This is a genomic window from Parvibaculum indicum, assembly GCF_011762095.1.
Classification (GTDB): domain Bacteria; phylum Pseudomonadota; class Alphaproteobacteria; order Parvibaculales; family Parvibaculaceae; genus Parvibaculum; species Parvibaculum indicum.
The window spans coordinates 59,662-73,115 of the sequence record NZ_JAASQO010000005.1 but is presented as its reverse complement, the minus strand read 5'-3'; the positions used below and the strand labels follow the sequence as shown (position 1 = coordinate 73,115).

The 13,454-nt window shown below is 63.3% G+C and carries 14 protein-coding genes; 3 read left to right on the top strand and 11 right to left on the bottom strand.

The genetic code is table 11. From position 1 onward, the window contains the following. Position 1 precedes the first annotated feature (1 nt). Positions 2-895, bottom strand: coding sequence for an HpcH/HpaI aldolase/citrate lyase family protein (locus FHS78_RS07855; protein ID WP_167092878.1), 894 nt, complete (start codon positions 893-895; stop codon positions 2-4). Between the two features lie 115 nt (positions 896-1,010). Between FHS78_RS07855 and pdxY the strand changes: the two genes are divergently transcribed. Then, positions 1,011-1,841: a pyridoxal kinase gene (gene pdxY, locus FHS78_RS07850; protein ID WP_167092875.1), complete on the top strand. Its 831-nt coding sequence runs from the start codon at positions 1,011-1,013 to the stop codon at positions 1,839-1,841. A gap of 3 nt (positions 1,842-1,844) precedes the next feature. Here the strand turns inward: pdxY and amt are convergent, their stop codons facing one another. The 10 genes from amt to ffh all read right to left on the bottom strand — a co-directional run bounded on the left by amt (position 1,845) and on the right by ffh (position 12,629). Further along, the gene (gene amt / locus FHS78_RS07845; protein WP_167092872.1) at positions 1,845-3,998 is read right to left on the bottom strand and encodes an ammonium transporter; all 2,154 of its coding nucleotides are present in this window, start codon (positions 3,996-3,998) and stop codon (positions 1,845-1,847) included. A 159-nt stretch (positions 3,999-4,157) separates the two neighbouring features. Next, entirely contained in the window at positions 4,158-5,180 is a 1,023-nt protein-coding gene (locus FHS78_RS07840) for an aspartate-semialdehyde dehydrogenase (protein ID WP_167092869.1), read from the bottom strand. 165 nt (positions 5,181-5,345) lie between these two features. Beyond that, positions 5,346-6,452, bottom strand: a complete 1,107-nt coding sequence (gene leuB, locus FHS78_RS07835; protein WP_167092857.1) for a 3-isopropylmalate dehydrogenase — start codon at positions 6,450-6,452, stop codon at positions 5,346-5,348. Positions 6,453-6,500: 48 nt separating this feature from the next. After that, on the bottom strand, positions 6,501-7,106 hold the full coding sequence (gene leuD, locus FHS78_RS07830; RefSeq protein WP_167092855.1) for a 3-isopropylmalate dehydratase small subunit: 606 nt from the start codon (positions 7,104-7,106) through the stop codon (positions 6,501-6,503). Positions 7,107-7,126: 20 nt separating this feature from the next. Further along, on the bottom strand, positions 7,127-8,545 hold the full coding sequence (gene leuC, locus FHS78_RS07825; protein ID WP_167092853.1) for a 3-isopropylmalate dehydratase large subunit: 1,419 nt from the start codon (positions 8,543-8,545) through the stop codon (positions 7,127-7,129). Positions 8,546-8,722: 177 nt separating this feature from the next. Further along, positions 8,723-9,118, bottom strand: a complete 396-nt coding sequence (gene rplS / locus FHS78_RS07820) for a 50S ribosomal protein L19 (protein ID WP_167092851.1) — start codon at positions 9,116-9,118, stop codon at positions 8,723-8,725. Positions 9,119-9,187: 69 nt separating this feature from the next. Continuing rightward, positions 9,188-9,940, bottom strand: coding sequence for a tRNA (guanosine(37)-N1)-methyltransferase TrmD (trmD, locus tag FHS78_RS07815; RefSeq protein ID WP_167092849.1), 753 nt, complete (start codon positions 9,938-9,940; stop codon positions 9,188-9,190). Further along, positions 9,933-10,493: a ribosome maturation factor RimM gene (gene rimM, locus FHS78_RS07810; RefSeq protein WP_167092847.1), complete on the bottom strand. Its 561-nt coding sequence runs from the start codon at positions 10,491-10,493 to the stop codon at positions 9,933-9,935. Before rimM ends, trmD begins: the two co-directional genes overlap by 8 nt. A gap of 36 nt (positions 10,494-10,529) precedes the next feature. Then, complete coding sequence (gene rpsP, locus FHS78_RS07805) at positions 10,530-10,961, bottom strand: 30S ribosomal protein S16 (RefSeq protein WP_167092844.1); 432 nt, start codon at positions 10,959-10,961, stop codon at positions 10,530-10,532. Positions 10,962-11,066: 105 nt separating this feature from the next. Continuing rightward, positions 11,067-12,629 (bottom strand): signal recognition particle protein, encoded by a 1,563-nt coding sequence (gene ffh / locus FHS78_RS07800; RefSeq protein ID WP_167092842.1) that lies wholly within the window; start codon positions 12,627-12,629, stop codon positions 11,067-11,069. Between the two features lie 274 nt (positions 12,630-12,903). Here ffh and FHS78_RS07795 point away from each other — a divergent pair, with 274 nt between their 5' ends. Both FHS78_RS07795 and FHS78_RS07790 read left to right on the top strand, forming a co-directional pair. Continuing rightward, on the top strand, positions 12,904-13,128 hold the full coding sequence (locus tag FHS78_RS07795; RefSeq protein ID WP_167092840.1) for an alkylphosphonate utilization protein: 225 nt from the start codon (positions 12,904-12,906) through the stop codon (positions 13,126-13,128). A gap of 61 nt (positions 13,129-13,189) precedes the next feature. Beyond that, positions 13,190-13,405, top strand: coding sequence for a hypothetical protein (locus tag FHS78_RS07790; protein ID WP_167092698.1), 216 nt, complete (start codon positions 13,190-13,192; stop codon positions 13,403-13,405). Positions 13,406-13,454 lie beyond the last annotated feature (49 nt).

Genomic DNA, 13,454 nt, shown 5'->3' with positions numbered 1-13,454 from the left:
GCTATGCCCCCTTTTCCAGTTCCGCGATCTGGTCGGCCACATTCACGACGCGCCGCGCGATCTCCGCGTGCAGTATCTCGACCATCTTGCCGTCAACCTTGAGCACACCCTTGCCCTGATTTTCCGGCTGGTCGAAGGCCTCGATCACCTTGCGGGAAAACTCGACCGTTTCGGAATCCGGCGAGAAAACCTTGTTGCAGGGGCCCACCTGGCTTGGATGAATCAGCGTCTTGCCGTCCATACCGAGATCGCGGCCCTGTTCGCAAATGGCGAGGAAACCCTCCTCGTCCTTGATGTCGTTATACACGCCATCGAGAATGACGAGGCCGTAAGCCCGCGCAGCCAGCATCGCAAGGCCCAGAGAGGTCATCATCGGCATGCGCTCCGGCGTATGCTGGCAACGCAACTCCTTGGCGATGTCGTTCGTGCCCATCACCCAGACATTCATGCGCAGCGAGGTCTCGGCCTTGGCCGCGATCTCCTTAATGTTGAGCATGGCAAGCGGCGTCTCGATCATGCACCAGAGCTGCATGGTCACCGGCGCGCCGGCGGCCGCCATCTGGCTCTCGGCCAGCGTCACATCGTCCGGCGTGTTGATCTTGGGCACCAGAATGGCGTCCGGCCCGGCCGCGACGGCGGCGGCGATATCGTCCTTGCCCCAGGCCGTATCGAGCGCGTTCACGCGAATGGCGATTTCGCGTTTGCCATAACCGCCCGCTTTCACGGCGTCGCAGACCTGCTGGCGCGCCTCTTCCTTGGCATCGGGCGCCACGGCATCCTCCAGGTCGAGGATCAGCGCATCGGCGGGAATTTCCTTCGCCTTTTCCAGCGCCCGGGCGTTCGAGCCGGGCATATAGAGGACGGAACGGCGGGGTCGGGCGGTGAAATCGGCCATGGGGAACTTCCATTTGATAGCGCGTGAAGAATGCGGCGACACTATAAAGACTGTCGGCACGTGTGAAGCCGCATTTGGCCTCGCACATGGCGGAACGGGGGATCGAGAGGAGCGCGTGGCCCGTATTCTCAGCATATCGAGCCAGGTCGTATATGGCGCGGTCGGTAATTCGGCGGGTGTCTTCGCCCTGCAAAGGCTGGGACACGAGGTCTGGCCGGTGCCGACCACCCTCCTTTCCCATCATCCGGGCTACGGGGCGCCGGCGGGCGGCCCGCTCTCCGCAGAGGAGATTTTCGCGCTCATCCGCTCGCTGGACGAAAAAGGCTGGCTTGGCCACTGCGACGCCATGGCGTCAGGCTATCTCGCCGCGCCGGATCAGGCCGAGGCGGTTCTGGAAGCGCATGATCGGCTGAAACGGGCAAATCCACAGGCACTCTATCTCTGCGACCCCGTTTTGGGCGACGAAGAAACCGGGCTCTACGCCGCCCCCGGCGTGGCGGATGCCATGCCCGCGCTCGTCGCACGGGCCGATATCGCAACGCCTAACCTTTTCGAACTCGCCCTTCTGACCGGCCGCGCACCCGGCAAGGCGACGCCGGAAGAGATGTTGCGCGACGCCGCCCCCGCCCGGCTGTGCCTGACCTCCGCCCCGGCTCCGACCGGCCGCATCGGCATCCTCATCAGGGAAGGCGAAAGGATCCATGCCGTCGAAACGCTGCGCTTCGAGCCGGCCCCCAAAGGCACGGGCGACCTTTTCAGTGCGCTCGTGCTGGGCCGGCTGCTTCACCACGGCGAATTTGTCGAGGCTGCGCGCGAGGCCGCAGCATCCACCGCCGCCATCGTGCGCGAAAGTGTGACACGGGAAAGAACCGACCTGGTGCTGGCGGAAGCGCAGCAATTCATTGCCCGCCCCGACGAAGAGGCCCGCCTCACCTCACTGCGCTAGGGCTCAGGCGGTGGCCCGCAGCGCGTTTTCCTCCACGGTGCGCGTATAGGGCATGCGGACCGTGATGGTGGTGCCCCGGCTCGGCTCCGATTCGATGACGAGCGAGGCGCCATGCAGACGGGCCAGAGCGCGGGTAAGTGGCAGGCCGAGACCCGTGCCCTCCGCGGCATAGACTGTGCTGTCCAGATTGATCTGACGGAAGGGCTCAAGCGCGAGCGGAATATCTTCCTTCGCGATGCCCACGCCCGTATCGCTGATCCGGAAGGCGATACGCCGGTCGGGCTCGAGGAAGGCGGCAAGTTCCACCTTGCCGCCATGCGGCGTGAACTTCACCGCATTGGAGACGAGATTGAGAATGATCTGGCGCATGGCGCGCTTGTCGGCGAACAGCATCGGCAGGTTTTCTTCCACCTGCACATCGAGCGAGACGCCGGCATCCGCCGCGCGGTGATGGATCATCCGGCTGCAGCTCTCCACGACCCGGTCGACCGCGAGCTCTTCTTCGTACAGCTCGTAGCGATCGGCCTCAACCTTGGAAAGGTCGAGAATATCGTTGATGAGCGAAAGCAGATGGTTCGAGGATTTGTGAATGTCGTCGACATATTCCTTGTAGCGCTCATTACCCATCGGCCCGAAAAGCTCGCCATTCATAAGTTCGGAAAAGCCGATAATGGCATTGAGCGGCGTGCGGAGTTCATGGCTCATATTCGCGAGAAACTGGCTCTTGGTCGAATTGGCAAGCTCCGCCGCGTCGCGCGCATCGCGCAGCTCGCCCGCCGTGCGCTCGCGTTCCGTCACCTCGTGATTGAATTTCTCGAGTACCTGATTGTAACGCACGGCAATCTCGCCCGCTTCGGTAAAGGGCTCCACATGCACGGGCCGCGAGAAATCGCTGCGCTTGGCCTGCGCTTCCATCGCGCCCAGCACGTCGAGCAGCGAGGAAGAGGCGCCATGCTCCGCCACATTGAGGCCGATCCGTTCCGCCTCCTCGCTGACGCGGAGCGGCAGGAAGCGATTGATGATCTTCAGCACGGTGAACCCCGCGCCGAAGGCAAAAATGCCGGCAACCGAAACACCCAGAAGTTGAATGCCGAACTGCTCCAGCCGCGTATGTCCGTCGATGAATTGCGCCGGATCGCCGAAAATCGCCACGGCCAGCGTTCCCCAGACGCCCGCCGCCAGATGCACGGGCACCGCATCCACCGCGTCGTCGATCTTGCGCGCCTCGAGAACCCCCGAGGCGACATAGGAGACGATGCCGCCAATGGCGCCGATCACAACGGCGGACGGCGTGTTCACCAGATGACAATTGGCGGTGATGGCGACAAGACCCGCCAGCACGCCATTGATGGTCTGATCGACCGGGGGAAGCCCGTTGCGCCACCACGTCATCAGCACCACGGCAAAACCGCCCGCGGCCGCGGCCAGCATCGTATGCACGAGAATGAACGGCACGCTCGCATTGAGTGCCAGCGTGGAACCGCCGTTGAAGCCGAACCAGCCGATCCAGAGCAGGAACATGCCCAGCGTCGCAATCGGCATATCATGCGGCTCGATAGGCCGTCCGTCCTTGCCGAAGCGGCCGATACGCGGCCCCATCACGATGATCGCGGCAAGCGCGATCCATCCGCCGACGGAGTGAACGACCGTCGAGCCGGCAAAGTCGATGAAGCCGAGTTTCTCGAGCCAGCCGGCGCTTTCGCCGAACAGCAATCCGCCCCACGCCCAATGGCCGAAGACCGGATAGATAAGCGTGGAGAGAATGGCCGCCGTGATGATGTAGCCGCGGAAATTCATGCGCTCCGCCACCGCGCCGGACACGATGGTGGTGGAAGTGGAGCAGAAGGCGAGCTGGAAAAAGAAGAACACCATGGTCCAGGGCAGCACATCGGCGCCGCCGGCCTGCCCCACCATCGCAAATTCGCTCGCGCCGATGATCCCGCTCTGGCTCGCCCCGAACATCAGCCCGAAACCGATCGCCCAGAACCCCAGCCCCGATACGCAGAAATCGACGACGTTCTTGACCGCCACATTGATCGAGTTCTTGGCCCGGACGAGCCCCGATTCAAGACAGGTAAAACCCGCCTGCATCAGCAGCACAAGCACGGTGCACACCAGCACCCATGTCGTGTCGATCGATTGAGATAAGCTTTCCAACGCAGCGCCCCCGACTGTCCCAACAGACGAAGCGTCGCAGAGAAGCGTTAAGTTTCCGCTTATAGGAAACTTCGCAACTCACCCGTAAAGTGCTGTTTCTAAAGCAGTTTGCACAGTTTGTGTGCAGACTATGCCCCGCGCGGCGAAGAAGGTGGGGGCTCAGCCCGCCTTCTTCAGATAGCGCGCACCGAGAATTTCCGCGATCTGCACGGCGTTGAGCGCCGCGCCTTTTCGCAGATTGTCGGAGACGACCCACAGGTTGAGACCGTTCTCGATGGTCGGATCCACACGCAGACGGCTGATATAGGTCGCATACTCGCCGACGCATTCGACCGGCGTGACGTAACCGCCATCCTCGCGCTTGTCGACGACGAGACATCCCGGCGCCTCGCGCAGAATGTCGCGCGCTTCATCGTCGGAGATTTCCCGCTCGAATTCGAGATTGAGCGCCTCCGAATGACCGACAAAGACCGGCACACGCACACAGGTCGCCGTGACCTTGATCTTCGGATCGAGAATCTTCTTCGTCTCGACCACCATCTTCCACTCTTCCTTGGTCGAGCCGTCTTCCATGAAGACGTCGATATGGGGAATGACGTTGAAGGCAATCTGCTTGGTGAACTGCTCCGGTTCCTTCGGATCGTTCACGAAGATGGAGCGCGTCTGGGTGAAGAGCTCGTCCATCGCCTCCCGGCCTGCGCCGGAAACGGACTGATAGGTCGAGACGACGCAGCGCGTGATCTTCGCCGCATCGTGCAGCGGCTTCATCGCCACCACCATCTGCGCCGTGGAGCAGTTCGGGTTGGCGATGATGTTCTTCTTGGTGTAGCCCGCGATCGCATCGGCATTCACTTCCGGCACGACGAGCGGCACATCCGGATCCATCCGCCACTTCGACGAATTGTCGATGACAACGCAGCCCTTCGCCGCGATCTTCGGCGCCCATTCCGCCGACATCTCGCCCGACGTTGCCATCAGACAGATGTCGGTGCCGGCGAAATCATAGGTATCGAGCGCCTTCACCTTGAGCGTGCTTTCGCCATAGGAGACTTCTGTCCCCTGGCTGCGGCGCGAGGCGAGCGCCACCACCTCGTCGGCGGGAAACTCGCGCTCCGCGAGGATGTTGAGCATCTCCTGGCCCACATTGCCTGTGGCACCGAGGACGGCGACCTTGTAGCCCATGATGTTTCTCTCTGTCCGGCGCCAAATGGCGCCTCTATGAACCGTCATGCTCCGCTTCATGCGGGGCATCCACGTCTTCGCACGCGCCGAAAGTCGTGGATGGCCCGGACAGGCCGGGCCATGACGTCATTAGATTGTGACCGATAACGGCCCTTGCAACAGGCCTCAGCCGTTCAGCTTGTCGAGCGCGGCGAGGATCGCATCGCCCATTTCCGTGGTGCCGACTTTTTTCATGCCGTCCTGCATGATGTCGCCGGTGCGCAGGCCATCGGCCAGCACGGTGTCGACCGCTTTCTCCAACAAGTCGGCATCCGCACCGAGTTCGAAGGTGTAGCGCAGCGCCATCGCGAAAGAGAGGATCGAGGCGATGGGGTTCGCAGCACCCGTGCCCGCAATATCCGGCGCGGACCCGTGGACGGGTTCATACATCGCGCAGGCCTTGCCGTTCGCATCCTTTGCGCCGAGCGAAGCCGACGGCAACATGCCGAGCGAGCCGGTGAGCATGGACGCGATATCGGAAAGCACGTCGCCGAAGAGATTGTCGGTGACGATGACGTCGAACTGCTTCGGGTTGCGCACGAGCTGCATGGCGCAATTGTCGGCCAGCATGTTTTCGAGCGTCACATCGGAGAACTTCTCCTTGTGCAGCTTCGCAACCTCTTCGTACCAGAGCACGCCCGACTTCATGACGTTGCGCTTCTCGACCGACATGACGCGATTGTCGCGCTTGCGGGCAAGATCGAAGGCGACTTCCGCGATACGGCGGATTTCGCCCGTCGTATAGACCTGCGTATCGACGCCGCGCCGCTCGCCATTGCCGAGGTCGGTGATTTCCTTCGGCTCGCCGAAATAGACGCCGCCTGTCAGCTCGCGAACGATCATGATGTCGAGACCTTCGACGATCTCGCGCTTCAGCGACGAGGCATCGGCAAGCGCGGAAAAGCAGAGCGCCGGACGCAGATTGGCGAAAAGTTCGAGATCCTTGCGCAGGCGCAGGAGACCGGCTTCCGGACGCCCCTCATAAGGCACGTTATCCCATTTGGGGCCGCCCACCGCGCCGAGCAGCACGGCGTCCGCCACCTTTGCCTTCTCGACCGTCTCGTCGGTCACCGCCACGCCATGCGCGTCGTAGCAGCAGCCACCGACAAGCTCGTTCTCGATTTCGGCACCGAAACCGCGCTTGTCGTTGTACCAGGCGATGACGCGCTCGACTTCGCCCATCACTTCCGGGCCGATGCCGTCACCGGCGACGATCAGGATCTTCTTGCTCATACTCGGTCTTTCGTTTTCTTGTCGTGGTGCGGACGGCGCCTGGCAGGATCAGACCCAGGGCTGAACTTCCTTCTGCTTCGTCTCGTAATCGGCGATTTCGTCTTCCTTCTGGAGCGTCAGGCCGACATCGTCGAGGCCTTCCATCAGGCAGTGCTTGCGGAAGGGGTCCACGTCGAACTTGATGACGCCGCCATCCGGCCCGCGAATTTCCTGCGCTTCGAGATCGACGGTAACGACGGCGTTGGAACCGCGCTCGGCATCGTCCATCAGCTTATCGACTTCTTCCTGCGGCAACACGATCGGCAGAATGCCGTTCTTGAAGCAGTTGTTATAGAAAATGTCGGCAAAGCTCGGCGCGATGATGCAGCGGATACCGAAGTCGAGCAGCGCCCAGGGCGCATGTTCGCGCGACGAGCCGCAGCCGAAATTGTCGCCGGTCACGAGGATCTGCGCATTCCGGTAGGCCGGCTTGTTCAGCACGAAGTCCGGGATTTCCTTCTTGTCGTCGTCATAGCGCATTTCGTCGAACAGGTTCTTGCCGAGCCCGGTGCGCTTGATCGTCTTCAGGAACTGCTTGGGGATGATCATGTCGGTATCGACATTGATCATGTCCAGCGGCGCCGCGACGCCTTCGAGTTTGGTGAATTTTTCCATCTTCTGCTGTTCCCGTTCAATCAGTCGAAATCGCGCACATCGACGAAATGGCCGGCGATCGCCGCCGCCGCCGCCATGGCGGGCGAGACGAGATGCGTGCGCCCGCCGCGGCCCTGACGGCCCTCGAAGTTGCGGTTGGAGGTAGAAGCGCAACGCTCGCCCGGCTCCAGCTTGTCGGCATTCATCGCCAGGCACATGGAACAGCCCGGCTCGCGCCATTCGAAACCCGCTTCGATGAAGATCTTGTCGAGACCTTCCTTCTCCGCCTGCTCCTTCACGAGGCCGGATCCCGGCACCACCATCGCGCCGACGGTGGAAGCCACCTTCAGGCCCTTGTCCAGCGCCTTCTGGGCAATGACAGCGGCGGCGCGCAGGTCTTCGATACGGCCATTGGTGCACGACCCGATAAAGGCGCGGTCGATCTTGACCTCGGTCATCGGCGTACCCGCCGTGAGGCCCATATAGTCGAGCGAGCGCTGCATCGCGCGGGCGCGATGCTCGTCCGGCTGGTCCTTCGGGTCCGGCACCTTGTCCGTCACCTTGACGACGTCCTGAGGCGAGGTGCCCCAGGTGACGAGCGGCGGCAAATCGGCGATGTCGATGGTGATTTCCTTGTCGAACACCGCGCCTTCGTCGCTCGGCAGCGTCTTCCAGTACTCGACCGCCATTTCCCACGCCTTCCCCTTGGGCGCGCGCGGGCGGCCTTCCAGATAGGCATAGGTCTTTTCGTCCGGCGCAATCATGCCGGCGCGTGCACCGCCTTCGATCGTCATGTTGCAGACGGTCATGCGGCCTTCCATGGAAAGGTCGCGGATCGCCTCGCCCGCGAACTCGATCACATAGCCGGTGCCGCCCGCCGTGCCGATCTCGCCGATGATCGCGAGCACGATGTCCTTGGCCGTGAAGCCCTCAGGCGCCTTGCCCACCACATTGATGCGCATGTTCTTGGCCTTGGACTGGATCAGCGTCTGGGTGGCGAGCACATGCTCCACCTCCGACGTGCCGATGCCATGCGCCAGCGCGCCGAAAGCGCCATGCGTGGAGGTGTGGCTGTCGCCGCACACGATGGTCGTGCCCGGCAGCGTGAAGCCCTGTTCCGGCCCGACGATATGCACGATGCCTTGGCGGATATCGGCCATCTCCAGATATTCGACGCCGAAATCCTTGGCATTGTGTTCCAGCGTCTCGACCTGGAGCTTGGATTCCGGGTCGGCAATGCCCTTGGAGCGGTCGGTGGTCGGCACATTATGGTCGGCAACCGCGAGCGTGCGCTCGGGCCGGTGCACCTGGCGATGCGCCATGCGCAGGCCCTCGAAAGCCTGCGGGCTGGTGACTTCATGCACCAGATGCCGGTCGATATAGAGGAGGCACGTTCCGTCCTCCTGCTCTTCCACCAGATGGGCATCCCAGATCTTGTCGTACATGGTGCGGGGCGCCATGGCTCCAATCCTCTCTGTCGTCTCCGGCGCGGTCTGTTTACGCGCCGATATTTTCAAAGGCATGTCGGAATGCGCTGGATATGGGGCGCATCCCGGAACGAAAAAAGCGGGCCCGGGCGCTCCGGCGCCCTGCCCGCTTTTCGAAGATGGTTTTCTGCTCTGTGAGAGCGGCCGAAATCAGGCGGCGCCGTTCTTGTCTTCGCGACGGGCTTTATTGTCCTGTTTCTCGGTAATTCGGGCCGCCTTGCCGCGCAGGCCACGAAGGTAATAGAGCTTCGCACGACGGACGCGGCCGCGGCGCAGCACCTTGATCGAGGCGACAAGCGGGCTGTAGACCGGGAAGACGCGCTCCACGCCTTCGCCATAGGAAATCTTGCGGACGGTGAAGTTTTCCTGCAGGCCCGAGCCGGAACGCGCAATGCACACGCCCTCGAATGCCTGAAGGCGCTCGCGCGAGCCTTCCACCACCTTCACATTGACCTGCAGCGTGTCGCCCGGCGCGAAATCCGGAACGTCCTTGCTCGCTGCCAGCGACGCCATCTGCTCCTGCTCGAGCTGCTGGATGATATTCATAACGATCAACCTCGAATGTGAAGGCCTTCCGGGCAAAATGCCTCCGGAAGCGCGGTTCACTATCACGTTTTAATCCGTATGGCGACCACCTTTGGGCGATTCCGTGAGGAATTTTTCCCAAAGGTCCGGTCGCCGCGTTCTTGTCAGCTCCTCGGCCCGCTCTCTGCGCCACGCGTTAACCTTTGCATGGTCGCCGGAGGTCAGAACCGCCGGAATCTCCCGTCCTTCGAAAACCGAAGGCCGGGTGTAGTGCGGATATTCAAGCAACCCGCTCTCGAAACTCTCGTCCTCGCCCGAAAGCCCGCTGCCCATCACGCCGGGCAACAGCCTTACACAGGCATCGATCAGCGCCATCGCGGCCGGTTCGCCGCCGGAGAGCACGAAATCCCCGAGGCTCACCTCTTCCATGGACCGCGCCTCGATCACGCGCTGATCCACCCCTTCGAAACGCCCGCACAGAAGCGTCACACCGGGCCCGGCGGCCAGCTCCCGGACCCGTTTCTGGGTCAGCGGCTTACCCCGAGGGCTCAAATAAATCAAGGGCTTGGCGCTTTCCGGCCGATGCACCGCATCCACCGCCGCCGCCACCACGTCGGCCCGCATCACCATGCCCGGACCGCCGCCTGCCGGCGTATCGTCAACGCTGCGGTGTTTATCGCTCGCGAACCCGCGAATGTCCACAGCCCTGAGCCGCCATGTGCCCTCTTCGAGCGCCCGCCCCGCCAGCGAAATGCCGAGCGGGCCGGGAAACATGGACGGAAAGAGGGTCAGCACGTCGGCTTCCCATATTCTTTCCGGATCGGAGACGCCGGCCTCATTCATCCGCCGCCTCCTCTTCTTCGTCGCCACCCTCTTCGTCGCCAAAGGTGCCGATCGGCGGGTCGATCACGATCTTCCCGCCTTCGATATCCACCTCCGGCGCATTCTCCGCCGTGAAGGGCATCAGCACCGTGGCGCCGCCGCCTTCCGGCGAAATTTCCAGCAGGTCGCCCGCGCCGAAGTTCTGGATCGCAGCGACCCTGCCATAACGCGTCCCGTCGACACCGATGACCGCCAGGCCGACCAGGTCGGCGTAATACCAGCCGTCTTCATCCTCATCCGGCTCGGGCAGCCGCTCCCGGGACACGTAAAGCTCCGTGCCCCTGAGCGCTTCCGCCTCGTCGCGGTCGGTGACGCCCTCCAGCGCGCAAAGGGCAAGGCCCTTGGCGACGCCCTTGAAGACGATCCCGAAGCTGCGGCTGCCGTCTTTCGTCTCCACCGGCCCATAGGCCGCAACGCCGTCGGGCGCCTCCGTGAAGAACTTCACCCGGACCTGGCCGCGCACGCCGTGTGCGCCGGCGACGACGCCGAGACAGACTTTTTTGTCCGTACTCATGAGGCGATCTCCGCGCAGCGCTCACATGGCAAGAGATCAGGCCTCGGCCTGCTCTTCGCCGGCGGCCTCTTCCGCGGGAGCTTCCTCGGCAGGCGCCTCTTCGGCGGGCGCTGCCGCGGCGGCGGCCGCTTCCTCTTCGGCCATCCGGGCGGCTTCGAGGCGTTCCTGCGCCTTCGCCTTCGGCTTGGCCTTCTGCGGATTGTTGCTGGGCTTGCGCTCCCAGAGGCCGGCATCCGTCAGGAAGCGCGCGACGCGGTCGGTCGGCAGGGCGCCATTGGAGAGCCAGTGCTTGGCGCGCTCGGCATCGAGCACGATGCGCTGCTCATTGTCCTTGGCGAGCATCGGATTGTAGGTGCCGATCTTCTCGATGAAGCGGCCATCGCGCGGGAACCGGGTATCGGCCACGACGATGCGATAGATGGGGCGCTTCTTGGTGCCACCACGGGAAAGCCTGATCTTGAGTGCCATAGTTCTACTTCCTTCGTTGAACCTTGCCGCTGCCTTGTTGTGCTTGCAGCGGATAATCTGTTGATCCTGAAAGGCCCGGTATAGGCGGGCCCGAAACACGAAAATCTATTTACGCCGCTTCTTCTTGGGGCTCTTGGTCGCCTTGCGCCCGCCGCCCGGTGCGCCGAAGCCGCCGCCGGGAAGGCCCGGAAGGCCGCCAGATCCCATGCCGCCCGGCATACCGCCGGGAAGACCCGGCAAGCCCCCACCCGTCGCGCCGCCGCCCTGATCCATGAGCTTTTTCATCGCGTCCGGATCCTGCGCGGCCTCGGGCGGAAGCTCGGGCATCCCGCCGCCGCCGAACATCTTGCCCAGCATGCCGCCGCCCTTCTGCTTGCCCATCTGCTTCATCAGATCGGCCATCTGGCGGTGCATTTTCAGAAGCTTGTTGATCTCCGAAACATCCGTGCCCGACCCCTTCGCCACGCGCTTCTTGCGGCTGGCATTGAGGAGCTTGGGGTTGCGGCGCTCCGCCTTGGTCATGGAGGAGATGATCGCGCCCTGACGCTTGAAGACGTTGTCGTCCATATTGGCGCCGGCCATCTGCTTCGGCGACAGACCGGGGAGCATGCCGAGCACGCCCTTGATGCCGCCCATGCGGCCCATCTGCTTGAGCTGTTCGGCCATGTCGTCCAGGTCGAACTGCCCCTTCCGCATCTTCTCGGCGATCTTGTTCGCCTTGTCGGCGTCGATCGTCTCCGCGGCCTTCTCCACCAGCGACACGACATCGCCCATGCCGAGAATGCGGCCCGCCACGCGGTCGGCCTTGAAATCCTCGACGGCATCGAGCTTTTCGCCCGTGCCCAGCACCTTGATCGGCACGCCCGTGACGGCGCGCATGGAAAGCGCCGCGCCGCCGCGCCCGTCGCCGTCGACACGGGTCAGGACGATGCCGGTAACGCCGATCCGGTCCTTGAAGTTCTCCGCTACATTGACCGCGTCCTGCCCGGTCAGGCTGTCGGCGACGAGCAGCGTCTCGTGCGGATGGGTCGCATCGCGCACCTGCGCGACCTCGGCCATCAGCTCTTCGTCGATATGGATACGGCCCGCCGTATCGAGCATGACGACGTCGTAGCCGCCGAGTCTGGCCGCCTCCATGGCGCGCCTGGCGATGGCGACGGGCTGCTGGCCCTCGACGATGGGCAGCGTCGCCACCCCCGTCTGCTCGCCCAGCACTTTCAGCTGTTCCTGCGCGGCGGGGCGGCGCGTATCGAGCGAGGCCATCAGCACCTTGCGCTTGTCGCGCTCGGTCAGGCGCTTGGCGATCTTGCCCGTAGAGGTCGTCTTACCGGACCCCTGCAGGCCCACCATCATGATGCAGACCGGCGGCGCTGCCGCGAGCGAGATCGAGGTATCGACACCCTCGCCACCCAGCATCTCCACCAGTTCGTCATGGACGATCTTGATGACCTGCTGGCCGGGCGTCACGGAGCGCAGCACTTCCGCGCCCACCGCGCGCGCCTTCACCTTGTCGATGAAGGAGCGGGCGACCGGCAGCGCGACATCGGCCTCCAGCAGGGCCCGGCGCACCTCGCGCATCGCCTCGTCGACATCCTTCTCGCTCAGCGAGCCGCGGCCCTTGAGTTTGGTGAAGACGTCGCCCAGACGGCCTGACAGGTTTTCGAACATGGGGCCCTTTCAGCCTTCAAGTTCCGGTATCACAAAGCAAAATCGCCTCCGCGAACGAATATCGTCGGCGGAGGGGGACCCCGGCAAAACGCCTGGGGCGGGTCGGGAAAACGGCAATGTCCCGAAAAACGTGGGCGGAAACTAGGGTTTGGGGGCGATCAAGTCAAGTTTCAGCACTCGACCTCTCCCCGCGGCGGATATTCGCTTGCCCTTACCCGCAGTAGGGCCGATTTTACGCTCCCTCAACCCACCCGCCAGTTTAAGGAATACGGCATTGACCGACGACATCATCGTGCGCGACAGCAACGGCACCGAACTCAATGACGGAGATTCCGTCACCCTCATCAAGGATCTGAAGGTCAAGGGCACCTCCCAGACCCTCAAGCGCGGCACGCTGGTGAAGAATATCCGCCTGACGGCCAATCCCGGCGAGGTCGATTGCAGCACCAAGCAGGTCAAGGGGCTGGTGCTGAAGACCGAGTTTCTGAAGAAGGCCTGACCCCTCCCCCGACCCGAACAAAAAAGAGCCCGGTGCTTGCGCACCGGGCCCGCATCGTCTCGTGGAACAGCCGGATTATTTCTTCTTCGCGGCTTTTCTGGCGGCCGGCTTCGCCGCCGGAGCCGCGGCGGCGGCCTTTTTCGCGGCGGGCTTGGCAGCCGGTTTCGCGGCCTTGGCGGCAGCGGGTTTGGAAGCCTTGGCAGTTTTCGTCGCCATGTCGATCATCCATGCGGTCTGGTTGCGCATGGGTCCGTCACCGGAAGGTTCCGGCCGGTAGAGGAAGCCCGGGCCGACCGCGAACCGATGCGGGCTCTCTCGACGGCCAC

Coding starts and splice junctions, on each gene's coding strand:
- FHS78_RS07855 (WP_167092878.1), bottom strand. CDS start 895: ATGGCCGATTTCACCGCCCGACCCCGCCGTTCCGTCCTCTATATGCCC.
- FHS78_RS07840 (WP_167092869.1), bottom strand. CDS start 5,180: ATGGGCTACAAGGTCGCCGTCCTCGGTGCCACAGGCAATGTGGGCCAG.
- leuB (WP_167092857.1), bottom strand. CDS start 6,452: ATGAGCAAGAAGATCCTGATCGTCGCCGGTGACGGCATCGGCCCGGAA.
- leuD (WP_167092855.1), bottom strand. CDS start 7,106: ATGGAAAAATTCACCAAACTCGAAGGCGTCGCGGCGCCGCTGGACATG.
- leuC (WP_167092853.1), bottom strand. CDS start 8,545: ATGGCGCCCCGCACCATGTACGACAAGATCTGGGATGCCCATCTGGTG.
- rplS (WP_167092851.1), bottom strand. CDS start 9,118: ATGAATATCATCCAGCAGCTCGAGCAGGAGCAGATGGCGTCGCTGGCA.
- trmD (WP_167092849.1), bottom strand. CDS start 9,940: ATGAATGAGGCCGGCGTCTCCGATCCGGAAAGAATATGGGAAGCCGAC.
- rimM (WP_167092847.1), bottom strand. CDS start 10,493: ATGAGTACGGACAAAAAAGTCTGTCTCGGCGTCGTCGCCGGCGCACAC.
- rpsP (WP_167092844.1), bottom strand. CDS start 10,961: ATGGCACTCAAGATCAGGCTTTCCCGTGGTGGCACCAAGAAGCGCCCC.
- ffh (WP_167092842.1), bottom strand. CDS start 12,629: ATGTTCGAAAACCTGTCAGGCCGTCTGGGCGACGTCTTCACCAAACTC.